Origin of the sequence: Peribacillus muralis, from assembly GCF_001439925.1 — a bacterium.
Lineage (GTDB): Bacteria > Bacillota > Bacilli > Bacillales > DSM-1321 > Peribacillus > Peribacillus muralis.
This window is the reverse complement of sequence record NZ_LMBV01000001.1, coordinates 204,923-230,464: the sequence shown is the minus strand read 5'-3', so window position 1 is coordinate 230,464 and position 25,542 is coordinate 204,923. Positions and strand designations below refer to the sequence as shown.

The 25,542-nt window shown below is 44.9% G+C and carries 22 protein-coding genes, 1 other RNA gene, 1 pseudogene and 1 other annotated feature; of the genes and pseudogenes, 3 read left to right on the top strand and 21 right to left on the bottom strand.

The window, feature by feature from the left end; all coding sequences use genetic code 11:
- Positions 1-179: 179 nt before the first annotated feature.
- The 4 genes from ssrS to ASU00_RS25725 form a co-directional block, all read right to left on the bottom strand.
- A non-coding RNA gene (gene ssrS, locus ASU00_RS24265) (6S RNA) lies at positions 180-366 on the bottom strand.
- An 84-nt stretch (positions 367-450) separates the two neighbouring features.
- Positions 451-2,220 (bottom strand): aspartate--tRNA ligase, encoded by a 1,770-nt coding sequence (gene aspS / locus ASU00_RS01090; RefSeq protein ID WP_057911596.1) that lies wholly within the window; start codon positions 2,218-2,220, stop codon positions 451-453.
- 12 nt (positions 2,221-2,232) lie between these two features.
- A complete protein-coding gene (hisS, locus tag ASU00_RS01085) occupies positions 2,233-3,504 on the bottom strand; it encodes a histidine--tRNA ligase (protein WP_057911595.1) in 1,272 nt (423 codons plus the stop codon).
- Between the two features lie 96 nt (positions 3,505-3,600).
- Positions 3,601-3,839 (bottom strand) — a binding site (T-box leader).
- Positions 3,840-3,918: 79 nt separating this feature from the next.
- A complete protein-coding gene (locus ASU00_RS25725) occupies positions 3,919-4,092 on the bottom strand; it encodes a hypothetical protein (protein WP_057911594.1) in 174 nt (57 codons plus the stop codon).
- 127 nt (positions 4,093-4,219) lie between these two features.
- Here ASU00_RS25725 and ASU00_RS01075 point away from each other — a divergent pair, with 127 nt between their 5' ends.
- On the top strand, positions 4,220-5,980 hold the full coding sequence (locus ASU00_RS01075; RefSeq protein WP_057911593.1) for an SH3 domain-containing protein: 1,761 nt from the start codon (positions 4,220-4,222) through the stop codon (positions 5,978-5,980).
- 58 nt (positions 5,981-6,038) lie between these two features.
- Here the strand turns inward: ASU00_RS01075 and dtd are convergent, their stop codons facing one another.
- From dtd to ASU00_RS01045, 6 genes are all read right to left on the bottom strand, one after another.
- On the bottom strand, positions 6,039-6,482 hold the full coding sequence (gene dtd, locus ASU00_RS01070) for a D-aminoacyl-tRNA deacylase (RefSeq protein WP_057911592.1): 444 nt from the start codon (positions 6,480-6,482) through the stop codon (positions 6,039-6,041).
- Between the two features lie 15 nt (positions 6,483-6,497).
- Positions 6,498-8,696 carry a RelA/SpoT family protein gene (locus ASU00_RS01065; protein WP_057911591.1) on the bottom strand — a complete coding sequence of 733 codons (2,199 nt, stop codon included), beginning with the start codon at positions 8,694-8,696 and terminating at the stop codon, positions 6,498-6,500.
- 318 nt (positions 8,697-9,014) lie between these two features.
- Positions 9,015-9,527, bottom strand: coding sequence for an adenine phosphoribosyltransferase (locus ASU00_RS01060; protein ID WP_057911590.1), 513 nt, complete (start codon positions 9,525-9,527; stop codon positions 9,015-9,017).
- On the bottom strand, positions 9,518-11,893 hold the full coding sequence (gene recJ, locus ASU00_RS01055; protein WP_057911589.1) for a single-stranded-DNA-specific exonuclease RecJ: 2,376 nt from the start codon (positions 11,891-11,893) through the stop codon (positions 9,518-9,520). Before recJ ends, ASU00_RS01060 begins: the two co-directional genes overlap by 10 nt.
- Positions 11,894-12,022: 129 nt before the next feature.
- Positions 12,023-14,284, bottom strand: coding sequence for a protein translocase subunit SecDF (gene secDF, locus ASU00_RS01050; RefSeq protein WP_057911588.1), 2,262 nt, complete (start codon positions 14,282-14,284; stop codon positions 12,023-12,025).
- A gap of 198 nt (positions 14,285-14,482) precedes the next feature.
- Entirely contained in the window at positions 14,483-14,788 is a 306-nt protein-coding gene (locus ASU00_RS01045) for a post-transcriptional regulator (RefSeq protein WP_057911587.1), read from the bottom strand.
- A 136-nt stretch (positions 14,789-14,924) separates the two neighbouring features.
- Here ASU00_RS01045 and spoVB point away from each other — a divergent pair, with 136 nt between their 5' ends.
- Complete coding sequence (gene spoVB / locus ASU00_RS01040; protein WP_057911586.1) at positions 14,925-16,487, top strand: stage V sporulation protein B; 1,563 nt, start codon at positions 14,925-14,927, stop codon at positions 16,485-16,487.
- Between the two features lie 28 nt (positions 16,488-16,515).
- On the opposite strand, the gene ASU00_RS01035 is transcribed toward spoVB, so the two are convergent.
- The gene (locus ASU00_RS01035) at positions 16,516-17,175 is read right to left on the bottom strand and encodes a DUF421 domain-containing protein (RefSeq protein ID WP_057911585.1); all 660 of its coding nucleotides are present in this window, start codon (positions 17,173-17,175) and stop codon (positions 16,516-16,518) included.
- A 194-nt stretch (positions 17,176-17,369) separates the two neighbouring features.
- Between ASU00_RS01035 and ASU00_RS01030 the strand changes: the two genes are divergently transcribed.
- Positions 17,370-17,741: a TIGR04086 family membrane protein gene (locus tag ASU00_RS01030; RefSeq protein WP_201786252.1), complete on the top strand. Its 372-nt coding sequence runs from the start codon at positions 17,370-17,372 to the stop codon at positions 17,739-17,741.
- A gap of 405 nt (positions 17,742-18,146) precedes the next feature.
- Here ASU00_RS01030 and yajC read toward each other — a convergent pair whose 3' ends face one another.
- The 10 genes and pseudogenes from yajC to ASU00_RS00980 all read right to left on the bottom strand — a co-directional run.
- On the bottom strand, positions 18,147-18,428 hold the full coding sequence (yajC, locus tag ASU00_RS01025) for a preprotein translocase subunit YajC (RefSeq protein ID WP_057911583.1): 282 nt from the start codon (positions 18,426-18,428) through the stop codon (positions 18,147-18,149).
- A gap of 41 nt (positions 18,429-18,469) precedes the next feature.
- Positions 18,470-19,609 carry a tRNA guanosine(34) transglycosylase Tgt gene (gene tgt / locus ASU00_RS01020; protein WP_057911582.1) on the bottom strand — a complete coding sequence of 380 codons (1,140 nt, stop codon included), beginning with the start codon at positions 19,607-19,609 and terminating at the stop codon, positions 18,470-18,472.
- 36 nt (positions 19,610-19,645) lie between these two features.
- Complete coding sequence (gene queA, locus ASU00_RS01015) at positions 19,646-20,674, bottom strand: tRNA preQ1(34) S-adenosylmethionine ribosyltransferase-isomerase QueA (protein ID WP_057911581.1); 1,029 nt, start codon at positions 20,672-20,674, stop codon at positions 19,646-19,648.
- 38 nt (positions 20,675-20,712) lie between these two features.
- The gene (locus tag ASU00_RS01010; protein WP_057911580.1) at positions 20,713-20,919 is read right to left on the bottom strand and encodes a DUF2905 domain-containing protein; all 207 of its coding nucleotides are present in this window, start codon (positions 20,917-20,919) and stop codon (positions 20,713-20,715) included.
- The gene (gene ruvB, locus ASU00_RS01005) at positions 20,916-21,914 is read right to left on the bottom strand and encodes a Holliday junction branch migration DNA helicase RuvB (protein WP_057911579.1); all 999 of its coding nucleotides are present in this window, start codon (positions 21,912-21,914) and stop codon (positions 20,916-20,918) included. The genes ASU00_RS01010 and ruvB overlap by 4 nt, the downstream gene beginning before the upstream one ends.
- 11 nt (positions 21,915-21,925) lie before the next feature.
- On the bottom strand, positions 21,926-22,540 hold the full coding sequence (gene ruvA / locus ASU00_RS01000; protein WP_057911578.1) for a Holliday junction branch migration protein RuvA: 615 nt from the start codon (positions 22,538-22,540) through the stop codon (positions 21,926-21,928).
- Between the two features lie 419 nt (positions 22,541-22,959).
- Positions 22,960-23,454 carry an intercompartmental signaling factor BofC gene (locus ASU00_RS00995; RefSeq protein WP_236712567.1) on the bottom strand — a complete coding sequence of 165 codons (495 nt, stop codon included), beginning with the start codon at positions 23,452-23,454 and terminating at the stop codon, positions 22,960-22,962.
- 118 nt (positions 23,455-23,572) lie between these two features.
- Positions 23,573-24,178 carry a YhcN/YlaJ family sporulation lipoprotein gene (locus ASU00_RS00990; protein ID WP_057911576.1) on the bottom strand — a complete coding sequence of 202 codons (606 nt, stop codon included), beginning with the start codon at positions 24,176-24,178 and terminating at the stop codon, positions 23,573-23,575.
- A gap of 101 nt (positions 24,179-24,279) precedes the next feature.
- Positions 24,280-25,227 carry a phosphotransferase gene (locus ASU00_RS00985; RefSeq protein ID WP_236712559.1) on the bottom strand — a complete coding sequence of 316 codons (948 nt, stop codon included), beginning with the start codon at positions 25,225-25,227 and terminating at the stop codon, positions 24,280-24,282.
- Positions 25,217-25,542 (bottom strand): annotated as a pseudogene (locus ASU00_RS00980) (hypothetical protein); the annotation flags it as partial. The pseudogene ASU00_RS00980 and the gene ASU00_RS00985, both read right to left, overlap by 11 nt.

Here is a 25,542-nt window from a genome sequence, read left to right as displayed (position 1 = left end):
TTCGTGAATTGCCGCTGTTTATTCGTGAGTTTGGCTTTTACTCGTGAATTGCCGCCGTTTATTCGTGAGGTTGGCGACTTTATTCGTGAATTGCGGCTGTTTATTCGTGAGTTCGTCATGTAATCTTTTGAGCGCACAAAAAAACCCATGTTAGGAACATGAGTTGCTTTGTAAGGTATAAGAGTCCCAATTGTGCCGTTTACGCCTTTGTTTTGAACCCGCTCTCCGCAGGTGGGTGCTCGGTTCCTCGCGTTAGTAAGTCCTCCTCGAGGGGAGGCATGTACGCGGCCAGGAAACTAGTGCTCCCGGTAACTATAAGTGTTCGGTCAAAACTTATAGGTTAAAGAACGAACACATCAGGACTCTTATTTGTTGAGAACATCATATCATAATGCTTTGCTCTGTTTCAAGAGAAAGCATCTAGGTATTTTTTCATATTTTCCCAAGCTTTTATTTCTTTAAGGCAGCGAGTCTTAGGCTTAGTTCTGCCAGTTGCTTGTCACTTACGGAGCTTGGGGCGTCGACGAGCAGGTCGCTTGCGCTTGCTGTTTTCGGGAACGCGATGGTGTCGCGCAGGTTTGTACGGCCTGCAAGCAGCATGACCATGCGATCGAGTCCAAGGGCAATTCCGCCGTGTGGAGGCGTTCCGTATTCGAAGGCATCCATTAGGAAGCCGAATTGTGCGTTGGCTTCTTCTTCTGTGAATCCGAGCACTTTGAACATTTTTTCCTGGACGTCGCGTTCGAAAATACGTAGTGATCCACCGCCAAGTTCATAGCCATTCAAGACGAGGTCATATGCTTGGGCGCGAACATTTGCCGGATCTGATTCCAGTTTGTCCATGTCTTCACGGAACGGCATTGTGAATGGATGGTGTGCGGCATAATAGCGTCCTTCTTCTTCGTCATATTCGAATAATGGCCAATCGGTTACCCAAAGGAAGTTGAATTTGCTTTGATCGATCAAGCCTCTTTCCTTGCCAAGCTTGTTGCGAAGCGCGCCAAGTGCATCGGCAACAATTCCTTTTTTGTCAGCCACGAATAAGATTAAATCGCCGACTTCCGCTTCCAGTGCAGCTACTAGCTGCTGTTGATCTTCAGCGAAGAATTTGGCGATTGGTCCTTTTACGCCGTCGGCTTCCACTTTGAGCCACGCTAGACCTTTTGCTCCGTAGATTGCGGCAAACTCAGCCAATCCATCGATATCTTTACGAGAATAATCGGCATTTCCGTCCTTGACGACGATCGCTTTAACCTGCCCGCCACTTGCAACGGCGCCAGTGAATACTTTAAAGTCACTGTCTTTGACGATATCAGACACATCTATGAGCTCCATTCCGAAACGTGTATCCGGTTTGTCGGAACCATAGCGGCTCATCGCTTCATTATAGGTCATTTTCGGGAATGGCAGGGTTACATCAAGACCTTTTACATCTTTCATCACCTTGGCCATCATGTTTTCGGCCGTTTTTATGATATCTTCTTGGCTCATGAAGCTTGTTTCAATATCGATTTGGGTGAATTCAGGCTGTCTGTCAGCACGTAAATCTTCATCACGGAAACAGCGGGCAATTTGATAATAGCGCTCGAAACCAGATACCATCAATAGCTGCTTGAAGATTTGCGGCGACTGCGGAAGTGCATAGAACTCCCCTTCGTGTACACGGCTCGGCACTAAATAATCGCGGGCTCCTTCAGGTGTGCTTTTCGTTAAGATCGGGGTTTCGATATCAAGGAAGCCTTCACCGTCCAAATAATCACGAATTGCTTTTGTTGTTTGGTTGCGCATTTTCAACGTTTCGAACATCGCCGGACGACGCAGGTCCAAATAACGGTATTTCAAGCGGATATCTTCTGAAACATCCGTTCTCTCATCAATCATGAAAGGAGGGGTTTTTGCTTCATTTAAAATCGTAACGTTTTCGGCTTGAACTTCGATGGTCCCCGTTGTTACATTCGGGTTGATGTTAGCTTCATCTCTCTTGATGACCGTGCCTTGGATATCAAGGACATATTCATTACGGATTTTTTCCGCGGTGGCCAAGGCTTCCGCCGAAATGTCAGGATTGAATACAACTTGCATGACACCGCTTCTGTCACGAAGGTCGATGAAGATCACCCCGCCCAAATCACGGCGTTTTTGTACCCACCCTTTTAATGTTACCTTTTCACCAATAGCTGCTTCTGTTACTTCTCCATTGAAGTATGTTCTGCCAAACATGGTATTTCCCCCTTAAGCCTGTAGCTTTTTGAATTGTTCAACGAAAGTGGCAAGATCCACCTGGACTTGTTCCCCGGTTTCCATGAACTTTACATTGATTTTATTATTAGCCAATTCCTCTTCACCGAGTGTCGCCACATATCTCGCTTCAAGGCGATCGGCCGATTTGAATTGAGCTTTCACTTTACGATCTTGATAGTCTTTTTCGACAGTGAAACCGGCACTGCGCAATTGATGGGCAAGCTTGACGGTATAATCCTTCGCTGTTTCTCCTAATGATACAAGATAGCAGTCAATTCCCTTTTTGATTGGCAGTTCGATGTTTTCTGCTTGCAAGGCTGCAATCAGACGTTCGATGCTTAGTGCAAAACCGATTCCCGGAGTTTCCGGCCCTCCAAGTTCTTCTGACAGCCCATTATAGCGGCCGCCTCCACATAGTGTAGTAATGGCGCCAAAGCCCTCTGCATCACTCATGATTTCAAACGCGGTATGATTATAATAATCCAAGCCCCGCACTAAGGTCGGATCTTCTACGAAGTCGATTTCCAAATCGGTCAAGTGCTGTTTCACTTTTTCGAAATAAATACGGGAATCATCATTTAAATAGTCAATGATGGATGGGGCCGTGTTCATCAATTCATGATCACGGTCTTTTTTGCAATCCAGGATCCGCAAAGGATTTTTTTCCAAACGGTTTTGGCAATCACCGCAAAACTCACCGATCCGGGGTTCGAAATGTTGGATTAACGCATTGCGATGCGCTGTCCGGCTTTCCTTATCTCCGAGGCTGTTGATTACAAGTTTCAGCTTTTTCAACCCAAGCTCCTTGTAGAGGCTCATGGCAAGTGACAGAACCTCAGCATCAATGCCTGGATCTTTACTTCCTAAAGCCTCGATCCCGAATTGAACGAACTGGCGGAAGCGACCTGCCTGTGGCCGTTCGTAACGGAACATCGGCCCGATATAATATAGCTTGACCGGTTGATTCGCCAACCCAAACATCTTGTTCTCGATGTATGACCGGACAACCGATGCAGTGCCTTCTGGACGAAGGGTCAAATTCCTCTCGCCACGGTCTTGGAATGTATACATCTCTTTTTGGACGATATCCGTCGTATCGCCTACACCACGTAAAAATAATTCCGTGTGTTCAAAAATCGGTGTGCGAATTTCTTTATATTGATAACGGTGACAAATCTCACGCGCTGTCTTCTCGATATACTGCCAAATTTCCGTTTGGCCTGGCAATAAATCCTGTGTACCTCTAGGAATCTGAATCGACATATATGTTTCCTCCTTTAAAGCAAAACGCCCTCCCTAATATGGCGCAATACTGATTTTTGCCAAACAAAAACTCCCGCCCCTTGTAACTGATCCGTTACAAGGGACGAGAGTTGGATATCCCGTGGTGCCACCCTAGTTGAAGCACAAAAACAACAGTGCCCCCGCTTAAAAACAGTTAACGCCTGTTATACGTCCATCTCCTATTAAGAAAATCCGTTCGGAGTGAAGCCTACGGAGGGTTCTTTCATTAAGTCATCATGCGGAATGCTTTCAGCCGAGGCATTTCCTCTCTTTTCATGTGTTTCTTAATTACTCTTCTCCATCATTGGTTGTTGCAGTTATAAGTCTGATATTTTATAATCATACGGACGTTAACTGCAAATGTCAAGGCGAGCTTTAGGTTTTTTTCGGATTTTATTGGTTCAAATGTTTTTTCAGGTTTTTGATCGTCCGGACATTGACTCCGAACTCGGATGCCAATTCAACCAGATTTGCACTTTGTTCCTTTTGGATGAAATCGTGAAAATCGACACCTAACACTTGATTGCCTCCGCTTAAACTCGTTTGATCTTTTTCGCTGAATTTCATATGATTCCCTCCTATTTCTATATAGTGTTTAGTCTTTCCTAAAAAAAAGGTTTTTTGCATAGGAAAGAGGGAAATTTTCATCGAACGAGAATACATACATTAGCACATGAAAAGGGAGAGACAACTTATGAAGAAAAAACCGGGTTTATTCAGCCTGATCTTTTTGCTGATCATGGCAGCGATACTACCCGTTCATCACGCATTCGGAAAAGATGAAGGGGAAATAACCGTGACGAGTAAAATGGTCAATGTCCGTGAAGGAGCTGGCCTCAGTTTCCCCATCGTAAAAAAACTGGCAAAAGGGGAATCTTACCCCATCATAAAAGAGGATGGCGACTGGTATGAAATCCGGATTGACTCCAATGAAACGGGCTGGGTTGCCAATTGGTTAGTGGAAAGAAAATCAGAGGCAAGCCTTGTGAAAAAAGGCTCCGGCCAAGGAACGATCTCCGGTAGCTCCGTCCGCGTCCGTACAGGTCCCGGGACTACGTTTCAAGTGGTCGGTTCCTTAACGAAGGGAACGGCTGTTGACATTATTGAAAAGAATGAAAACTGGATAAAGATCAAAACGGCGGAAATCGAAGGCTGGGTCTCTTCTGACTACTTAAACATCCAAGCAGGAGGATCCCGGAAGAAAGATGTTAAACATAAAAAGGACGAAGCAAAGAAATCGGTCAAAACCGGAGTCACCTTGGTCGACCGACTCAATGTTCGCTCCGATCCATCACAAAGCAGTGCCTCACTTGGGAAGCTGAACAAAAACACTTCCGTGAACGTTCATCGCCTTGAAAATGAATGGGCGGAAATCGATTTCCAAGGAGGTCAAGGCTGGGTAGCGAAAGCTTACTTACAAATGGGTGAGGATAGCGTCAAAAAGGAAAACGATCCGGGTGGTGCCGCGACAGCAAAGGTGACCGCTTCGAGTTTACATGTACGAAAAGATGCCTCCTTGGGCGCTAAAATCATCGGCTCGGTGAACAAGGATGAGACCTACACCGTATTGCAAACGAAAGGTCAGATGACACAGATCCAGCTTTCCAATACCGTAAAGGGCTGGGTCGTGAGTTGGTATTTAGAAAAAGAACATGTGCAAGAACGAAAGAAAAAGAAGATCGATATAACGGGAAACAAGGTTACCATCATCCATGATGGAACGATTTTGAGGACCGCTCCTGATGGCAATTCGGGAATAGTGGGACAGGCGGATGAAGGAGAAACATTCCCTGTCATCGGTATGGAGGGCGACTGGTACTACATTAAAGTAAAGGATGGAAAAAAAGCTTATGTTGCCGGCTGGATCGTGACGATCGAGGGTAATTCCGAGCAGATCCAACGACCGGGCGTCGAAAAATATTTAAGCGATAAAACCATTGTCATCGATCCAGGTCATGGCGGCAGGGATAGCGGTACAATCGGGGTCGGGGGCACCCTTGAGAAAAATTTGACGATACGAACGGCCGAGTTGCTAAGGGACAAACTTCAAGCGGCAGGAGCAAAAGTGATCCTGACAAGGAGTGGCAATACGTATGTTCCTCTCACTTCCCGGGTCGGAGCTTCACATATCCATGAAGCGGATGCCTTCATCAGTCTCCATTATGATAGCACCATGGACCAAATCACCAGTGGGATCACAACGTACTATTATCATGATTATCAGCAAGGGCTGGCCTCTTCACTGGCCCATTCATTCAGTTCCACCATGCAGGTGACCAATCGCGGATCACGCTACGGAAATTATCATGTCATCCGTGAAAACAAGCGAGTGGCAACGCTTATTGAATTAGGCTATTTAAGTAATCCAGTCGAAGAGCTGACCATAACATCGAATGAATATCAAGAAGGAATCACCTCCGCCATTTATGATGGATTGGCGCGGTATTTCAAATGAAGATCGTTTCTGAAGCAATGAACCTTGAACCAAACAAAAAATAACCTGCCGCAGCAGGTTATTTTTTACTTTCCAGTATTAATGTAACGGGTCCGTCATTCGTAAGCTGAACATCCATCATTGCACCAAATTGACCGGTTTGCGTATGAACGCCTTTTTTACGGAGCTCCTCGTTAAATGCTTCATATAATTCGTTCGCGACTTCCGGACGGGCGGCGTCCATGAAGTTGGGGCGACGGCCTTTACGGCAATCAGCATATAAGGTGAATTGTGAAACGGATAATACCGAACCTCCTACATCCAACAAGGAATGGTTCATCTTATCATTTTCATCCTCGAATATGCGAAGATGGACAATCTTATCGGCCAAATAGGTCACATCATCGATGGTATCTCCATGGGTGATGCCAACCAACAGGACGAGCCCGCTGTCAATTTGGCCGATTATTTGGTCTGCCACAACGACTTTGGCCGCTTTGGAACGTTGTAAAACTACACGCATCGCAATAAAAACTCCTTAGTTCATAATCCTTCTAACGGAATAAACATCTGAAATTTGTTTTATACGGTCGACGACCTTCTGAAGATGGGCAATGTTATGAATATAAATCGACATATGGATGGTCGCCACTTTATTTCTGTCGGATTTACCCGAGACCGCTGAGATGTTCGTCTTCGTTTCATTGACGGCTTGGAGCACTTCGTTCAATAAACCACGGCGGTCATACCCGCTGATTTCGATCTCGACGATGTATTCCTTCCGCTCGTTAATGGTGCTTTCCCATTCAACTGGGACGAGACGATGATCGGAATCCCCACTTTCCAGGTTCGGACAGTCTTGTCTATGAACCGAGACACCCCGGCCTTTCGTTATATAACCGACGATTTCATCACCAGGAACTGGATTGCAACAGCGTGATAAGCGGATAAGCAGGTTATCAATCCCTGGTACCTGTACACCTGAGTCGCGTTTTTTTGAGGAGGTGGAGAATGTTTTCAGGTCGGCCACTGCCTCTGAAATATCGGCCTCCTGCTCGACCATTTTCTGCTTACGCCACTTTTCGGTTAGACGGTTAGCCACCTGAAGGGCAGTGATTCCATTATATCCCACCGCTGCATACATATCTTCCTCATTCAGGAAGTTGAATTTATCAGCAACACGCTTAATGTTTTCTGGAGTCAGGATTTCCTTTAGTTCGAAGTCCATATCCTTGATCTCTTTTTCAACAAGTTCTTTGCCTTTTTCGAAATTTTCTTCGCGGCGCTGCTTTTTGAAAAATTGCCGGATCTTATTTTTGGCTTGAGATGTTTGGGTAAGCTTAAGCCAGTCCTGACTTGGGCCATAAGAATGCTTCGATGTTAATATTTCAATGATATCGCCAGTCTTCAGTTTATAATCGAGCGGCACCATTTTCCCGTTCACTTTGGCACCGATCGTTTTGTTTCCGATTTCGGAGTGAATTCGGTAAGCGAAGTCGATTGGGTTCGACCCTGACGGCAGTTCGATAACATCGCCCTTTGGTGTGAAAATGAATACCATATCGGAGAACAGATCGATTTTCAAAGATTCCATGAATTCCTCGGCATTCGTCGCATCATCTTGGAATTCGAGGATTTCCCGGAACCATGTCAATTTTTCTTCTAATGAAGGCTGTTCACCAACATCTTTTCCTTCTTTATAAGCCCAATGCGCCGCAACCCCAAATTCGGCAATGCGATGCATATCCGAAGTGCGGATCTGGACTTCAAGCGGATCGCCTTTAGGCCCGATCACGGTCGTATGGAGCGATTGGTACATATTCGGCTTAGGCATGGCGATATAGTCTTTAAATCGGCCAGGCATCGGCTTCCAGCATGTATGGATGATCCCTAAAACGGCATAGCAATCCTTTATGCTATGGACGACGATCCGAACAGCAAGCAAATCGTATATTTCGCTGAACTGCTTGTTCTGCAAAGCCATTTTGCGATAAATGCTGTATATATGTTTCGGCCTGCCGGAAAGATCAGCCTTGATGTTGACTTCCTCGACATTTTTACGCACTTCATCAATGACTTCTTCTAGGTAATTTTCACGTTCTGCCCGTTTTTTCTTCATCAGGTTGACGATTCGGTAATACTGTTGAGGATTCAAATACCTCAAGGCAGTATCTTCAAGTTCCCATTTAATCGTACTGATGCCTAGACGGTGCGCGAGCGGCGCAAAAATTTCCAGCGTCTCGTTCGATATCCGTCGTTGCTTTTCCTGTGGCAAATGCTTTAATGTCCGCATATTGTGCAGTCTGTCTGCAAGCTTGATCAAGATGACCCGGATATCCTGGGCCATGGCCACGAACATTTTCCGATGGTTTTCCGCCTGTTGCTCCTGCTGTGATTTATACTTGATTTTCCCTAATTTGGTCACGCCATCTACGAGCATGGCAACTTCAGGACTGAAATGTTCCTCGATATCCTTCAGGGTGACCTCCGTGTCTTCAACAACATCATGTAAAAAACCTGCTGCAATAGTTGCCGGATCCATTTCAAGATCAGCGAGAATGCCCGCGACTTGTATCGGATGAATGATATACGGCTCTCCCGATTTACGGAATTGTTCTCGGTGAGCAAACTGTGCATATTTAAACGCTCTATGAATAAATTCAGCTTCTTCCGGCTGAAGATATAAGCTGGCCCGTTCCACAACCTGCTCGGCAGTCAATATTTGATCATTTGCCATGTAATCACCTTAACCCCACTTTAACTGCCACCGGATATGATCCGGATTGAGTATGATTGGTAGCACTTCCCTTTATTCAGCAAAACGTGACAATTTTTGCGAAAAAAATAAATCCGCTAAAAACGGATACAAGTGCAAATAACTTATAAGCAGAAAAACTCTTTAATATTACTATTATCGAAAAAAAAGAGGAGGATGTAAAGAGTTAAACGTGTATTTTATTAAGAATACTGCATTTTTTCACTGGAAATTCGACAAAATCCAGTTAAAACGTGCGCAAAACAGAAAAGAGCACCCTGGTCAGAGTGCCCTTCATTATTAAAAGCTCATTAATGTCAAAACATCATAGCCTGCTAATTTATCTTTACCGTCCAGGTCAGTCAATTCAATAAGGAATGCTATCCCAGCTACAATTCCGCCAAGCTCCTCAACCAATTTGATCGTCGCCTCGATTGTACCGCCAGTAGCAAGTAAATCGTCGGTGATCAAAATACGCTGTCCAGGTTTGATGGCGTCTTTATGGATGGTCAATACATCTTTCCCGTATTCTAAGCCATATTCGACTTTAATCGTTTCGCGCGGAAGTTTCCCTTCTTTTCTCACTGGAGCAAAGCCCACTTCCAATGAGTATGCGACTGGGCATCCGATAATGAATCCGCGTGCTTCCGGTCCGACCACCAAGTCGATATTTTTATCACGAGCGTATTCGACGATTTGGTCTGTCGCGTATTTATAAGCGGCGCCGTTATCCATTAATGTCGTAATATCTTTGAAGACAATACCCGGTTTTGGCCAGTCTTGCACAATTGTTACATATTGCTTTAAATCCATTGCTTTGTTTCCTCCTCAAGGTCTGTTGCCTCATGAACTAAATAATGATTGAACCAATCGAATAATTGCTGATAGGAAGAATAAACAAGCTCTTGTTCAAGCTCAAATTGCTCTTTCTTTCTTGTAAACGATTCAGATTCACTGAGATCGCGTTTTTTCGCATTGGTTGTGAGCATAATTAACCCATTCTCTATTGTAACAAAATCGAGCTCAAAAAACACCTTTGAAATGAATTCCACCGTATCTCTGGACCAGCCGCGGTATTTCGCCAAGTCATCTCCATACCGTTTCACATCGAGGGGCCCTTTTTTAGCCAGGAAGGCATAAAACCATTTAAAATGGTCCCTTGTCGGCATCGTACTTAAGAAATGGTCTTGATCATGGGAAAAGTGGGCATAAATACGCGATGGCTTCTTATTGGCAATCACCCGTTTCAGTACATCCCTTAACGGTGGCATGTCCATGAGTACCACATGCGCTTCGAAGCAGTCAAGCTGATCGGCATCCTCCCCGTTTTTAATATGAACAAGATCAGGATGATTTTGTAAATATGGATACCTGTTATACATATCCTCCGAGAAAATGACGATTTTGCGGTTTTGAGCGGGAATCTCAGCCAGCCATTTCTCCGCCTGTCCCTTCCCGCGATAATCGAATAACTGCCAATGGTCTACCGAGATATCCTGGACAAAGATCTGGGGCTTCTTCATATTATTCCACTCATTGATGGATAGCTCCCCGATTACCGAAACGTCTGCATGTGGAGCTATTTCATCGACAAAATGGCCGAGCCCGAAGCCTACGCCATCAAGCTTATGATTGTCCCCATCTTCAAGCTGAACTTTTAGATGATTTTGGTTCGCACCAATTTTACGGACACTTGAAAGCTGGACGGAATCAATTAATATCCTTGGCTTTGGATTGGTCACCCCAAATGGCGCAAGCAGGCTCATCTCCTGGATCGTTTGTATCGAAACATCTGCTAAGGTCGTCGCCCCGTCCAAGTTGGTAATCGGCGTGAAGTCTTCTTCCGTCAACTGTTCCTTCGCAATCGCGTTCATGCGGTCTCTTAGCTCCTGAACGTCTTCAATTTTCAACGTCATCCCAGCAGCCATCGGATGTCCGCCAAAATGCGGCAGCAATTCACGGCAGGTAGAAAGGCTTTCGAAAAGGTCGAAACCGGCGATGCTTCGAGCAGAACCTTTGGCGTATCCCTTTTCCCGATCATAGCTCAAAACAATCGTGGGACGGTAAAAGCGTTCAACAAGCTTGGAGGCGACAATCCCAACCACTCCTGCGTTCCAGCCTTCCCTTCCGATTATGAGCACACCATTGTCTTCCGTCGGGTAGTTTTCCTCGACTTCCTTAATCGCTTCTTCCGCCATCTCTGCGACCATGGCTTGCCGTTCTTTATTGATATCATTAATTTCATTGGCAAGTTCCATCGCTTCTTCGAGGTTTGCCGCCATCAACAGATCGACAGCCGGGTCCGCATCACCAAGCCGTCCGACTGCATTGATTCGAGGCGCCATCGCAAAGCCAATCGATTCCTCATTCAATGCTTCTTGTTGGACATTCGCCACTTTCATAAGGGCAACAAGTCCTGGGCGGGCAGACAAACGCAGCTGCTCAATCCCTTTTGCTGCAATGAGGCGGTTCTCCCCTTTTAATGGCACTAAATCGGCAATCGTCCCAATTGCCGCTATTTCAAGCAAATCCTCAGGCAGTTCTCCAAGCAAAGCGTGCGCCAGCTTAAATGCGACACCGACCCCGGCAAGGTCTTTAAAGGGATAGGAACCATCATCCAGTTTAGGATGGATGATTGCCAATGCCTTTGGCAGGACAGGTCCTGGTTCATGATGGTCGGTCAAAATATAATCCATGCCTAGCTCGGCCGCAAGGTCCGCTTCGTCGACTGCCGAAATTCCGGTATCAACGGTGATCAATACCTTCACTCCTTGCTCAGCCGCCAGACGGAACGCCATCGGATTGGGACCATAGCCTTCCGTAAACCGGTTCGGGATATAAAAATCCACATCGGCACCCATTCTCATCAGCGTCGTCAGCATGACGGTGGTCGATGTCACTCCATCCGCATCGTAATCACCGAATATCCTTATTTTTTCTCCATTTTGAATCGCTTCTCTTATTCTATATACTGCTTTATCCATATCTTTCAATAAAAACGGATCATGAAAAGGTTGATTTTTTACAAATAAAAAGGATCGGGCACTATCGATTGTATCCAGGCCTCGATTTACAAGCAGGGCTGCAACCAAAGGTGTGATATGAAGCTCTTCCGCTAGTACAGCAACTTTGTTTTCATCGGCGGTTCGCAAGTTCCACCGGGTTTTTGGCTTTAACATGAATTCACCCCTCAATTTACTTATTATACAAAACGAATATACCGGTTTCAATTTTATTTTGTATCCAGGGAATCTCGTGGTTTTTAAAAAGAAAAGAAGGCTGGCGTCATGCCAGCCTTCCCGTAAGTATTAAACTTGCCCTTCAAGGCTTTGTTTCTTTTCTTTTGCCGTATTAAGCGGACCTTTCTTCTTCAATTCCCTGATTTTTAGATCAAGCCAGAATTGTGAAGCGATCAATAGCGATGAATACACGCCGCATATCAAGCCGATGAACAGGGCAATCGAAAAGTTCCTGATGGCTTCACTGCCGAAAATCGTCAAGGCGATAACCGTTATGAGCACGGTCAACACTGTATTAATCGATCTCGTCAGCGTTTGCCTGATACTGATATTGACGATGTTCTCAAGCTCTTCGACGGTTTTGATTTTACGGCTGAAACGCATATTTTCACGAATGCGGTCAAAGGTTACAATCGTATCATTGATGGAATAACCGACAATCGTTAGAACCGCAGCAATGAAGGTGATATCCACCTCAAGTCTAAATAAGCTAAATATCGTAATGATGAAGAACGCGTCATGTACAAGCGCAACGACAGCTGGTACGGCCATTCGCCATTCAAACCGGACTGAAACATACAAAATGATTCCGAGTGAGGCAATCGCCAACGCAAACATGGCATTTTTTGCAAGTTCCTTTCCTACAGTCGGCGATACGGTGCTCACGTTCGGTTCTGCTCCGTAATCCTTCTTAAAGTGGTCCTTCAAGACAGCAATTTCCTTCTTATCAAGAACACCTACCGTCCGGACGACCGCATTTTTGTCATCTTTCCCTGCAAGTCTGACATCCTTGATATCATCCGTGTCCAAACCGGCCTTGCCCATTTCGGTTTTCACTTGTTGGGTCTTTAAAACATCTTTAGAAGCGATCTCGATGCGGGTACCGCTCGTGAAGTCGATTCCCAAATTCAAGCGGAAAACGAGCAGGAAGATGATTCCGATAATCGTAACCCCGATCGAAATGCTATAAAAGACCTTCCGATGTTTGACGAAATCAATATTATCAAAACGTGTCGGCAAGGACATTAAATTGATTTTCTCGGAAAGGTTGTGAATGTTTTTCTTCTTCACACCAAACCATGATGTGCGCTTGTCAAGGAACCCGCTTCTCACCCATAAGCTCATGAAAAGACGCGTACCATACACAGCTGTGATGAAGCTCATGAGAATCGAAATGATCAAAGTGGTAGCAAACCCTTTAACCGAGCTAGTCCCAAAATAGAACAGAACGGCCGCTGCAAGCAAGGTCGTCAAGTTCGCATCCGTGATCGTAGCAAGGGAGTTTTTCGTACCCTCTTTGTAGGCCGCTTTTACAGAGCGGCCCAGCTTCAGTTCATCCCTAATCCGTTCATAGGTTATGATATTGGCATCGACGGCCATCCCGACCCCAAGCACCAATGCCGCTATACCTGGAAGCGTAAGGACGGCATTCATCCACTCGAAGACAAGCAGCGTCAGGAAAATGTAGATGCTCAACGTGACGACTGCAATGAATCCTGGGAAGCGGTAATACACAAGCATGAAAAGGAAAATGAGTGCAATCCCGATAATGCCGGCAAAAATCGTATCATTCAGTGCGCCAGCTCCAAATTGGGCTCCGACAGACGTGGAGTATTTTTCTTTCAAGTCGACAGGAAGTGCACCTGCATCAAGGAGGTCTGCAAGCTCTTTCGCTTCTTCCACCGTGAATTGACCTGTAATGTATACCTTTTTCGTATTGAAAGCTTCACTGACAGCTGGAGCGGATATCATATTGTCTTGTGAGGCTTTTTCCTTGATCGAATCTTTGCCTTCCTCGAAATCTAGCCAGATGGCAAGTACATTCGTCGGTACTGGCATTGATGAAATGTTTTGCGTGATTTCTTTAAACTTGTTCACATCTTTCAATGTAACTTCAACGACCGGTTTATTATCCTGGAACGTTTGTTTCGCTCCGCCTTCTTTCAGGTCGGCACCGGTCATCATTTCCTTATCGTTGTAATCCCGGAAGGATAGTTTAGCTTGTGTCGAAAGGATTTCCCGAGCGTTGTTTTGGTCTTTGACCCCGGCCAATTGAACGCGGATCCGATCTTTCCCTTCAATTTGAATGTTAGGTTCACTAACACCCAAAACATTGACACGACGCTCAAGTGAGCTTACTGTAGCCCGTAAAACTTCCGGAGTGATTTTTTCCCCAGATAACGGCTTTACCTCATATAACACTTCAAAACCGCCTTGAAGATCAAGACCAAGCTTGATATCTTTTAGGATTCCTTTCGAAGTCGTTCCCATCGCTGCGAAAATCAAAACTATGATTAGAAAAAACGCAACGATCCTGCTTCTTTTTACCATTATGTAGTAGGCCCCTTTCTATAATTCGCCTGTTCCTGAAGTTTAAAAAACCTGTCATTTTATTCATTATACCCTACCCGCATGCCCTTTGTTTCCTGAGGAAAAAGACACAGCTATACATGCTTTTTCCAAAAAAAGCATAACCATATCTATTATGAGTCATTTAGAAACAGCTGTCAATTTAAGTATATCTTTGCTTCATTCCTTCAAAAGCTCTTTCAATTCCTCCTCGGATAGCGGCTCGAATAGGTTTGGTGATTTATACGCTTCGACCATTTGAAAGGTCATGAACTGGTTGCTCGAAAATGTCACGATATCTGCGACAAGTTCGTGAAGGTGAATATTTTCCTGCGGGCGCTTCCATTTGTTTTTCGTTAAGGTTCCCCAGATATCCTCCTCTGTCACGGCATTCAATCCGACCATTTGAAATTCCTCGCGCTTGCTCTTCAAAAATGGACGTACCTTCACATAATAGCTTTCATAGGGATGATTCAATTTCGCCATCATTTTGCCTCCAGTAATTGAGCATTTTCAGATGTTGGAACGCAATCAAACACTTTTGTCATGCTTTGTCCAAGTACAAGCATATAGATAATTGTATAGCATAACCGCTTTTTTGAGAAGGCAGGGAGGGAGTACAATGTCCAAATTTTTAAAAGGGACGCTGATTTTATTAATCGCAAGCCTGATAACAAGGGTTCTTGGGTTCATTAACCGCATTGTCATCGCCCGCTTCATCGGCGAAGAAGGCGTTGGTTTATATATGATGGCTTTACCGACCCTATTTCTCGTCATCAACATTACCCAGTTGGGCCTGCCGATCGCCATATCCAAATTCGTGGCTGAGGCCAACGCCAGGGGGGACGAACGGAAAATCAAAAAAATCCTTGTCGTCTCTTTAGCCTGTACCTTTGCTCTATCAATGATTTTCACTCCTGCGATGCTGATTTTCGCACCCGTTCTCTCAGAATACCTGTTCACCGACCAGCGGACGCTTTGGCCTCTGATGGCGATCGCGCCGATCGTACCGATCATCGCGATATCGTCTGTACTGCGCGGGTATTTCCAAGGCAAGCAAAATATGAAGCCTTTCGCTTTCTCACAAGTAATCGAACAGGTGGCGCGCATCACGTTCATCGCCGTCCTGACAAAAGCCTTTTTGCCATATGGGATTGAATATGCAGCAGCCGGGGCGATGTTCGCCTCGATAATCGGTGAGCTCGTCTCCCTCATTTACCTTTTGACTAGCTTTAAGCTAAAGAAGCATTTCAAGTTCAGGAAGAACTTCTTCAAAAATGTGAAGTCCGGTAAAGGGACGTTCACTGAATTGATGGGTATTGCCCTTCCTTCCACCGGAAGCAGGATGATCGGCTCGCTTTCATGGTTTTTCGAGCCGATAGTCGTCGCCCAAAGCTTGGCCCTTGCCGGAGTCACAGCGGCTGCAGCCACCAGCCAATACGGCGAGTTGACAGGGTATGCACTGCCATTGCTCATGCTTCCTTCCTTCATTACGTCATCATTGTCAACAGCACTTGTACCAGCAGTAAGCGAGGCCCGTTCGACAGGTAACTTCTTACTCGTTGAACATAGGCTGCAGCAGGCCTTGAAAATCACGTTCATTACAGGCTGTTTGGCCGTCGTCATTTTGTTCTACTTTGCAGAGCCGATCCTGCAAGTCATGTATGGCTCATCTCATGCCGCCGTTTTCATTAAATTCCTGGCACCTTTCTTTATCCTCTTTTACTTCCAGTTTCCGCTGCAGTCCATGCTTCAAGCATTGGATCTTGCAAAAGCGGCCATGTTCAACAGCCTGGCGGGCAACGTTCTTAAAATCGGCGTGATTTGGCTGCTCGCTTCAAAGGAAAGTTTCGGGATCATGGGGGCTGCAGTAGGAATAGCGGTCGGATCGATGCTCGTCACCTTCCTGCACTTTTCCACCGTGCTGAAGGTCGTTCCCTTCACGCTGCATTTTCGCAGTTATATATCAGCTTTAATCCTAGCTTTAATCTCAGGTTGGGGCGGTTATTATCTCTATCAATTCCCGCTCGCGGCACAGCCTCTTGGGGCACGGCTAATGCTATCCGTAACAGTTGTAGTCCTGCTGTTCATATTTTTCTTACTCATGACTGGCAGCATAAAAAAAGCAGACCTGATACGCATTCCCAAAGTGGGCGGCTTTTTATCGAAGTTTGCCTGGAAATGAAATGAACCGAAGCAATTAAAGGCTTCGGTTATTTCTTCGTCTCATTTTTATCGATATAAAATTGGCCATCTATGTACCCGCAAATCGAAATCTCATGAATGTTCGCTTCTCCATGTTTTTTCAACTGGTGCCTGAGCCAAAATTGGTTTTTGCCAATTTTATAAAGATTATTTTCCTGAATTTTCCCATCGATAATAAGAGGGTATGGCGTTTCCTTCATTTTCGACCTTTTACCTCGGGTATTTTTTATCACCGAAAGTTTCCCAGAGGATTCGAGAATGGCAAATTCCACATCATTTAAATCATTAATTCCCTGTTCACGCAGCTGGGTCAATAAATCATCAAAATTATATCGTTGCTTACGCATTGCTTTTTCGTCTATTTTCCCTTGATTGATGATGATCTGCGGCGTGCCATCGACGATATTCCGAAACCTGATGCTTTTCAATGAAATGAACGCCAATACGATCTGGATGAAAGCGAGAATGAACATCGGGGTGATTTGTTGTAAAAGTGGTTTATCCAAATCTTCAAAGGATAGGACTGCTATGTCCCCTATCATGATGGATACCACTAAATCAAGAATGCTCAGCTCCCCAACTTCCCGCTTACCCATCATTCGGAAAAGGAATAAGATGACTAGATAGATCACCGTCGTTCTAAATATAATATCCAGATAGGTATCCACTTCAATAACACATCCTTCATCCATAGCATGGCTTGGGAACAGCAAAATTACTCTATAATATTTTCAAATTTTGTCCCGAAGCTGCTCAAAGCTGGTCTAAAGACTTCATGTGTAGAATATGCTTGTACAAACACATAAACAGGCTAAACGTTTCAGCCTTTTAAAAAGGAGGAATATCCATCGAAACTAAAAAAATGAGTGTCGCCGTAATTTATGGCGTAGGGTCCATCTTTGCCATCGCGATGATTGCAAGTTTGATCGTTTCCATCCTTCTTCGTTTTACTTCATTGACGGAATCATCCCTGACATACGTGGTCATGAGCGTTTCCTTTTTATCGCTGTTCATTGGTGGATTCATTTCAGGAGGCAAAGGAAAAAAGCAAGGACTTTTCTTAGGCGGCAGCACCGGCATGCTTTATCTGTTGGTCGTGTTCCTGTTTCAATATTTAGGCCATGATGCCCTCTTCACCATCAAGCAATGGATCTACTACGGCTGCTTCGTCATCACGGCCATGATGGGCGGCGTACTTGGGGTCAATATGAGCTCCGACTCACGCACCAATTAAAAAATCCCAGCAAAAAAACCGGGCATCTTGCCCGGTTTTCGTTTGTAAAGTTTTGTGAGTTTTTTTACGAGGAACTGTATTAGGGCAATGCAGATGGATATGTTTGTATGCATTGAGGCAAAGGCGATCGTGTTAGAAAGAGCTACGCATATAAACGGGGACCCCACAGATGCAAAGCGCCGAGGCTCCCGGACCGCCCGGCTGGATAAACGATTGCCAGCAGTGCAATGAACCGTCCTATAAATCAATCTCAAGCTGCAATGGATTCTATCTCCCACTTTAATGAATGCCCACAATAGAAAGCAACGTTCAAGTATCAAAACCTAAAAAACTGTAGACAAACTCAATTATTACCCAAGTTTGTCTACAGTTGGTACCGGTCACTTAGGCCGGTTTTCATTTATCTTATAGAGATACTTCTTTATTTGGTGCACTTTCCGTAATTTCACGGATTGCAGCACGGTCGAATGTCAATTTAGTACCATCTGGTGACTTAATGACGATTTGCAATTCATCGATTGCATCGATTGTTCCGTGCATCCCGCCGATAGTCGCAACCTTATCACCTTTTTTCAAGCTGCTTTGCATGCTTTGTGTAGCCTTTTGGCGTTTTTGCTGCGGACGGATCAATAAGAAATAGAACAATACGAACATTAAGATTAATGGAAGTATTTGAGTTAAAGCCATTTGTACATTCACTCCTTTCGTTCATTAAAATATTTATGGAATTAGAAGTTTCTCGCATTTGGTTTATTGAAACCATACTGCTCAAAAAACTCTTCCCTAAAGTCTCCAAGACGATCTTCTCGAATGGCTTGTCTGACCTGTTCCATCAAGTTTAACAAAAAATGCAGGTTATGATAAGTTGTAAGTCGAATCCCAAAGGTTTCTTCACACTTAATCAAATGGCGGATATATGCCCGACTATAATTCTTACAAACATGGCAATCGCAATTTTCGTCGATAGGACCAAAATCACGTGCATACTTCGCATTTTTCACAACCAGCCGGCCATTGCTCGTCATCAATGTACCATTACGCGCGATTCGCGTCGGCAATACACAGTCAAACATATCGACACCGCGCATGGCCCCATCGATCAAGGAGTCCGGCGAGCCGACACCCATCAGGTAACGAGGTTTATTGGTTGGCAGCAGCGGACTTGTAAACTCAAGCACGCGATTCATGATATCCTTCGGTTCCCCAACGGATAGTCCTCCAATAGCATAACCCGGGAAGTCAAGGGAGACAAGGTCTTTTGCACTTTGTTTGCGAAGATTTTCAAACTCGCCGCCTTGAACGATGCCGAATAGCCCTTGGTCATTTGGACGTTCATGGGCATTCAAGCAGCGCTCCGCCCATCGTGATGTCCGTTCCACCGACTTCTTCATATATTCCTCGGTTGCCGGGAATGGCGGACATTCATCAAAAGCCATCATAATATCGGAGCCAAGCGCATTTTGGATTTCCATCGCTTTTTCAGGAGATAAAAATAGTTTATCGCCATTGAGATGGTTCCTGAAATGTACGCCCTCCTCCTCTATTTTACGGAACTCGCTCAAACTGAAGACTTGGAAGCCGCCAGAGTCCGTCAAAATCGGTCGATCCCAGTTCATGAACTTATGCAATCCGCCAGCTTCCTTGATGATCTCATGACCTGGACGCAGCCATAGGTGGTACGTATTGCTCAAGATGATGCCTGCCCCCATTTGTTTCAAGTCTTCCGGGGACATCGTTTTGACAGTAGCCATTGTTCCAACCGGCATGAATGCCGGTGTTTCAAACGAACCATGCGGCGTATGGACCCGGCCTAGCCGTGCCCCTGTCTGTTTACATGTTTTGATTAACTCATATCGTATTGCTGTCAACGCAATAACTCCCTTCAAGAGCTGATCACTCTTATATTACTTAATTAACATTGCATCTCCAAAACTAAAGAACCTGTATTTTTCTTCCACGGCCGTTTCATAGGCATGAAGGACATGCTCCCTTCCTGCCAATGCAGAAATAAGCATGATTAAAGTTGACTTTGGTAAATGGAAGTTCGTGATCATCGCATCGATCCCTTTGAATTCATAACCAGGATAAATGAAGATGCTCGTCCAGCCATTCTCTTCCTTGAAAACTCCATCATGACGTGACGCGATCGTTTCTAATGTCCTTGTGGACGTAGTGCCGACGGTGATGATTCTCCCGCCTTTTTCTTTCACTTCATTAAGCAAACGGGCCGTGCCTTCCGTCATTTGATAAAATTCGGAATGCATTTCATGGCTGTCAATATCGTCCACACTGACGGGGCGGAACGTTCCAAGCCCGACATGAAGCGTGATGAAGGCGATATGTACACCCATTCCTTTCAGCTTCTCGAGCAAAGGCTCGGTAAAGTGAAGCCCGGCCGTCGGTGCGGCTGCTGACCCACGTTCACGCGCATATACCGTTTGATAACGTTCCTGATCGTCAAGCTGTTCCTTAATATATGGAGGCAGCGGCATTTCCCCAAGCTTCTCCAGTATTTCGTAGAAAATACCTTCATATTGAAACTTCAGGATACGGCCGCCATGCTCCAATACGCCTGTACAGATGGCACTTAGCTTACCATCGCCAAAAACGATTGTCGAGCCTTCTTTAATACGTTTGGCTGGCTTTATAAGGGTTTCCCAAACATCATCATTCTCTTGCTTGAGCAGTAAAACTTCTATTTTTGCACCCGTTTCTTCCTTGCTTCCATATAGTCGTGCCGGCAGCACCCTCGTATCATTCAACACAAGGCAATCTCCCGGTTTGACATATTCCGTGATATGGCTGAAGACATCATGCTCGATCTTGCCCGTTTCCTTGTCAAGCACCATCAACCGACTTGCTTCCCTATCTTCCAAAGGAACTTGGGCAATCAGTTCCTCCGGTAAATGAAAATCAAACCTATCCAATTTCATCTGTTCCACTTCCTAACCTGTCTATCAAGCTGTAGTCATTATTTAAAACGGCCGATCAAATAAAAAATAGCGGATAACACGACACTGACGATGATCGATGTAACGATTGGAAAATAAAACGTCGTAGTGCCTTTTTTGACGAAAATATCTCCCGGCAGCCTGCCAAGGTGGATATACTTCATCGCAAACCCCATCACGAAGATGATTACACCAAGAACCATAACCATTTTTGGTAGATTCATCATTCAGGCATCACCAAACCGAAGTGCTCATACACATGCTGTGTAGCCATACGTCCCCTTGGTGTACGCTGAATAAAACCGATTTGCAGCAAATATGGCTCATACACATCTTCAATCGTATGTGCTTCCTCGCCGATCGTGGCGGCAATCGTCTCCAGACCGACCGGCCCACCGCGGAATTTTTCAATGATCCCTTTAAGTAATTTATGGTCAATATGATCGAGTCCTAAACGGTCGACCTGCATTAATTCGAGCGCATAATCAGCAAGCCCGGCCGTTATCGTGCCATCTCCGCGAACTTGGGCGAAATCCCTGACCCTCCGTAAAAGCCGATTGGCAATCCTCGGGGTTCCCCTGGATCTCCTCGCAAGCTCTGCAGCTGCTTGATCATCCATTTCCGTATCCATGATTCTCGCTGTACGAATGATGATATCCGTCAGATGGTTTTCCGTATAATATTCTAAACGGCTCAAAACGCCAAAACGGTCCCTAAGCGGTGCAGACAATGAACCTGCGCGTGTCGTTGCCCCCACGAGTGTGAACGGGGGCAGGTCTATTCTGATAGAACGTGCTTCCGGGCCTTTGCCGACAACAATATCGAGATAGAAATCCTCCATCGCCGGATATAGCACTTCCTCGACCACACGGGGCAGACGGTGAATCTCATCTATGAATAGCACATCCCCTGGTTCGAGCGCACTCAAAATTGCCGCCAAATCTCCCGGCCGCTCAATGGCAGGTCCGGAAGTCGTGCGGATATTGACACCCATTTCGTTGGCGATGATGACCGCAAGCGTCGTCTTCCCAAGGCCCGGCGGCCCATATAAAAGGACATGATCGAGTGTTTCTTCACGCATCCTTGCCGCTTCGATGTAAACACTTAGATTAGCTTTCACTTTATCCTGTCCAATATATTGCTTTAAGTTTTGCGGCCGCAGGCTTTGTTCAAAGGACAGTTCGTTCAAATCGGCTTCCTGATTGAATATTCTCTCCTCCATTGCGCCACTCCTTATCTTAACATCAATTGCAATGCTTTCTTAATATATTGCTCGGTCGTCATATCTTCCGTTTGCAATTTCTTGGCAACCTTTTGGATTTCCTTTTCCGAATAACCAAGTGCCTTCAAGGCAAGCATCGCTTCATCCAATTCCTCCGAATAACCAGTTGAACTAATTGTAGCCGGGACGCCTTCGTTGAACAAGCTTGGAAACGCATCCGGAATGATGTTCTCCAGCTTCCCTTTTAAATCAAGAATCATCTGCCTTGCCGTTTTCTTCCCCACTCCCGGGAATTTGACCAAAAACGATTCATCTTCATTCTCGATCGCCTGCACCACCTGATCGACCTGACCTGACGCCAGTATGGCGAGTGCCCCCTTCGGCCCGATTCCGGTTACATTCAACAGCTTTGTAAACAACGCCTTTTCTTGACGAGTCTGAAAACCGTATAAGGCAACCAAATCTTCACGCACATAATGATACAAAAAAACTTGGATATCCTTCTCGTATTGGGCGGAAAAAATAAAAGGATTCGGCGTCATCACTTGATATCCGATCCCCCGATTTTCCACAACTATGTATTCAGGTCCAATATAATCGACCTTGCCTTTTATATAATCATACAAATTAATTCTCTCCCTGATTTTGCTGTACCTCTCATTTTATCATAAAACGGATCGTTGTTCATAAAAAGTTATCTTATTAATCGGCAAAGACTGTCACTACATTTCCCGGTACAGCGATTACCCTTTAAAGCTAAGCGCTTGCAGTGGAATTAAACGTTCATTGTACAAATCGTAAAACTATAGGCAATGGAGAACCTATCTTTGCCTTCATACAGAGTGGAGTGAAACGGAAGGCAACGAGACTGCCGCTTAGGAAATGCGCGTCGTCGTGAGACCCGCAGGCTGAAAGACGAGGAGGCTCACGGACCGCCCGCGGAAAGGGAGAGCCTGCAGTGCAATGAAATGTTCGAAGTCCAAAACCCAAAAAACTGTAGACAAATGAAATTGTCTACAGTTTGCAGGCTGGGAATCCTCCCACCCTAGTTCACCGAATAAGGCTCGTATTCTTTAATGAGCTGCTTATATTGGTCTTTATTCATGATCGGAATCCCTTTTTGCAATTCCTCCTGCTTATATACTTCAAGTTTCCCAATATCCAATTGATAAAAAGTATGAATGATCTTGGCGTGCTCAGGCCTTCCGATAAAAATGGACAACGTCCCATCTTCTTTCATCCCAAGATAACCATTCGCTTTTAAAAGCGGAGAGATATCATTCTCAATTTTTTTAAGAACAATCTGTTCCTCATTTTGGTCGACCACTTTCCAACCCTCATATTTGGACCAAAAGTCTTCCATCGACCAAATGGTTTCAGTCAATTTCTCCTCGCTCAGTTCACCGTCCAAATACATCCGCTGCAGGATGACCTTCCTCTCGATTGGGTCCTGTTCCTTTTGCACAGATTCTTCTGCAAATACGGTTAAGCAAAATGGCAAGATGAAAAGGGTCAAGAAAAATTGAACTCTAAGTTGCATAGTCAATATACTCACCTCTTAAGGCGTTTACTTTTTAAGTAGTTTGACCCCAAACAGCTTTTATTAACCAGAAAAAATCAAAAAGAGACTGACCCAATATTCGCGGTCAGCCCATGCATCATCTTAAATGATTTTCATGGATGTTAAGATTATCGAACATATCATTCGCATCCTGAATGATCAAGTCCCGTGTATCGCCATCTCGTAGATTGTTATCAAGTGTCATCGTCCGATAATAGACCCCTTCATCGGTGGTGACATATAAGGTCCTTCCTTGAGATAATGGTTCAATTTTTCGCATCACTTTTTCTTTTATTTTTCGAGCTTGATTGTAGTCATCAAGCTGCAATGCAACAAGTATTTCATTTTTCATGATGATTGCCCTGGCATCAACGACCGGTTCGACGCTTTTAGCAACCCGATTGACCCGGTCGGCCAAATCGCCTTCATAAGCATTGTAATAAGATGATTTGGCCCGGAGCGGCTTACTTTCATGACCATGATAATTCCGGTCATTTTTACTGTAAGCATCATCTTTATCATATAATCCTTGCGCCATATTCCGGTAATTGATGTTCCGCACTAGCTGATCCTTTTCAGTTGAATGATATCCTGTTTCATCCGTGAAGTTCTCGTTTTCCGCTGTATCATTATTAGCGCATCCGACCAGCCCAAAAGCGGCAATTACAGTATAAATCGGCAGTATCCATTTGATTTTCCGCACCTATGACCCTCCCATAGCGATTAATGAGCTATATTCCGCTCATAATTAGCATGGTTGTCTTTCGGCAATTGTACTCAGTTAGTTATGGCCAAAAAAACGGGTTATTTCCTATTCAGGGAGGAGATCTTTTTTGCCAACTTTTCATTCATCTCCATCCGCTCCGAAAAATTTTCGACAGTTAGTTTCCAGACGGAATGTAACTGGGATGAGCTTTTATTAAGACGATTCCATTCACGGAAAATATCCGTCGGGTAGGTTAAAGCATATAAAAAGGCAAGGTCGGACTCATACCTCTGCAACTGCGGCACTTGCCACAGCTTCGTTGCTGCATCACCCAGATGATGGGATATACGATTTGCGTATTGTAAATAATCAATGCAACGTGGAGCAATCGCCATCAAGTCGAAATCGATTAAGGACAATGTTCCATCTGCTCTCCGTAAAAAATTATGGTGGGCACAATCTCCATGAATGATGACTTTCTTCTCCTCATTCCATAACGACTGATTTTTTTCAAATCCCTCTAATGACCACTCCCCCCATTTAATCCATTCCTTGATGGTGTCTTCAGAAACATATTGACGAACATAAGTAAAATTCTTTTTAAATAGAGATAGCCGTTCTCTCCATTTTTTTGCTTGATCGAATATAGGTGCTTTTATGGAAAGGTTTTCAGATACATCGTGGAAGCTTTCCAATAACTTTATACCCTCCAAGCGGTCCTTTTGATGGGAGAAGCGAAACTTTTTCTTACTAGGTGAAAAATAGTCCATACTGCCATACCATTTTCCTTTGAATTGAAAGGGCATTAAATTCTGGTGGATATAATACGTTTGATCAAATCCCTTTTGCCTTAGCAAAGAAGTCAATTCTCGTTGCCGATCCCACTTTTCAAAGCTGTCGAATCCTTTAAGAATCAATGGATGGCCTTTTTCAAAAGTAATTAAATAGACACTGCTTTGAAGATGTTGAATAGTCTTTGGCTTACGATTTAAATAAGAGAGGAGACGAGTGTTAAAAACACTGTCTCCTTGATAATTAGTAGTCATCGCTTTCATCTACATAGGTCGGCATCCCAAATGTTTCAGGCGCACGAACTCCCCCGAATTGTCCTGGCTGTCCGCCCATTTGTCCAGGTAACATAGCTTCAGGATATCCCCCCAGATGACCGCGGATCATCCCTGGTTGGCCTCCGTATGGACCGCGCATCATACCGGGCCGGCCTCCGTTTTGACCGCCATTCATCATGTTTGGCTGGCCTCCGTTTTGGCCTGGCATCATCATGCCGGGCTGACCTCCGTTTTGGCCTGGCATCATCATGTCGGCCTGATCTCCGTTTTGACCGCCATTCATCATGTTTGGCT

Bases quoted from the DNA above. Each gene is read 5' to 3' on its own strand.
- queA (WP_057911581.1), bottom strand. From the start codon at position 20,674: ATGAAATTGGATAGGTTTGATTTTCATTTACCGGAGGAACTGATTGCC.
- ASU00_RS01060 (WP_057911590.1), bottom strand. From the start codon at position 9,527: ATGGATTTAAAGCAATATGTAACAATTGTGCAAGACTGGCCAAAACCG.
- aspS (WP_057911596.1), bottom strand. From the start codon at position 2,220: ATGTTTGGCAGAACATACTTCAATGGAGAAGTAACAGAAGCAGCTATT.
- hisS (WP_057911595.1), bottom strand. From the start codon at position 3,504: ATGTCGATTCAGATTCCTAGAGGTACACAGGATTTATTGCCAGGCCAA.
- yajC (WP_057911583.1), bottom strand. From the start codon at position 18,428: ATGGCTTTAACTCAAATACTTCCATTAATCTTAATGTTCGTATTGTTC.
- ASU00_RS00985 (WP_236712559.1), bottom strand. From the start codon at position 25,227: ATGACTACTAATTATCAAGGAGACAGTGTTTTTAACACTCGTCTCCTC.
- ruvB (WP_057911579.1), bottom strand. From the start codon at position 21,914: ATGGAGGAGAGAATATTCAATCAGGAAGCCGATTTGAACGAACTGTCC.
- secDF (WP_057911588.1), bottom strand. From the start codon at position 14,284: ATGGTAAAAAGAAGCAGGATCGTTGCGTTTTTTCTAATCATAGTTTTG.
- ASU00_RS01075 (WP_057911593.1), top strand. From the start codon at position 4,220: ATGAAGAAAAAACCGGGTTTATTCAGCCTGATCTTTTTGCTGATCATG.
- dtd (WP_057911592.1), bottom strand. From the start codon at position 6,482: ATGCGTGTAGTTTTACAACGTTCCAAAGCGGCCAAAGTCGTTGTGGCA.
- ASU00_RS25725 (WP_057911594.1), bottom strand. From the start codon at position 4,092: ATGAAATTCAGCGAAAAAGATCAAACGAGTTTAAGCGGAGGCAATCAA.
- ASU00_RS01045 (WP_057911587.1), bottom strand. From the start codon at position 14,788: ATGGCGAAATTGAATCATCCCTATGAAAGCTATTATGTGAAGGTACGT.
- recJ (WP_057911589.1), bottom strand. From the start codon at position 11,893: ATGTTAAAGCCAAAAACCCGGTGGAACTTGCGAACCGCCGATGAAAAC.
- spoVB (WP_057911586.1), top strand. From the start codon at position 14,925: ATGTCCAAATTTTTAAAAGGGACGCTGATTTTATTAATCGCAAGCCTG.
- ASU00_RS00995 (WP_236712567.1), bottom strand. From the start codon at position 23,454: ATGCAACTTAGAGTTCAATTTTTCTTGACCCTTTTCATCTTGCCATTT.
- ASU00_RS01030 (WP_201786252.1), top strand. From the start codon at position 17,370: ATGAGTGTCGCCGTAATTTATGGCGTAGGGTCCATCTTTGCCATCGCG.
- ASU00_RS01065 (WP_057911591.1), bottom strand. From the start codon at position 8,696: ATGGCAAATGATCAAATATTGACTGCCGAGCAGGTTGTGGAACGGGCC.
- ASU00_RS01010 (WP_057911580.1), bottom strand. From the start codon at position 20,919: ATGATGAATCTACCAAAAATGGTTATGGTTCTTGGTGTAATCATCTTC.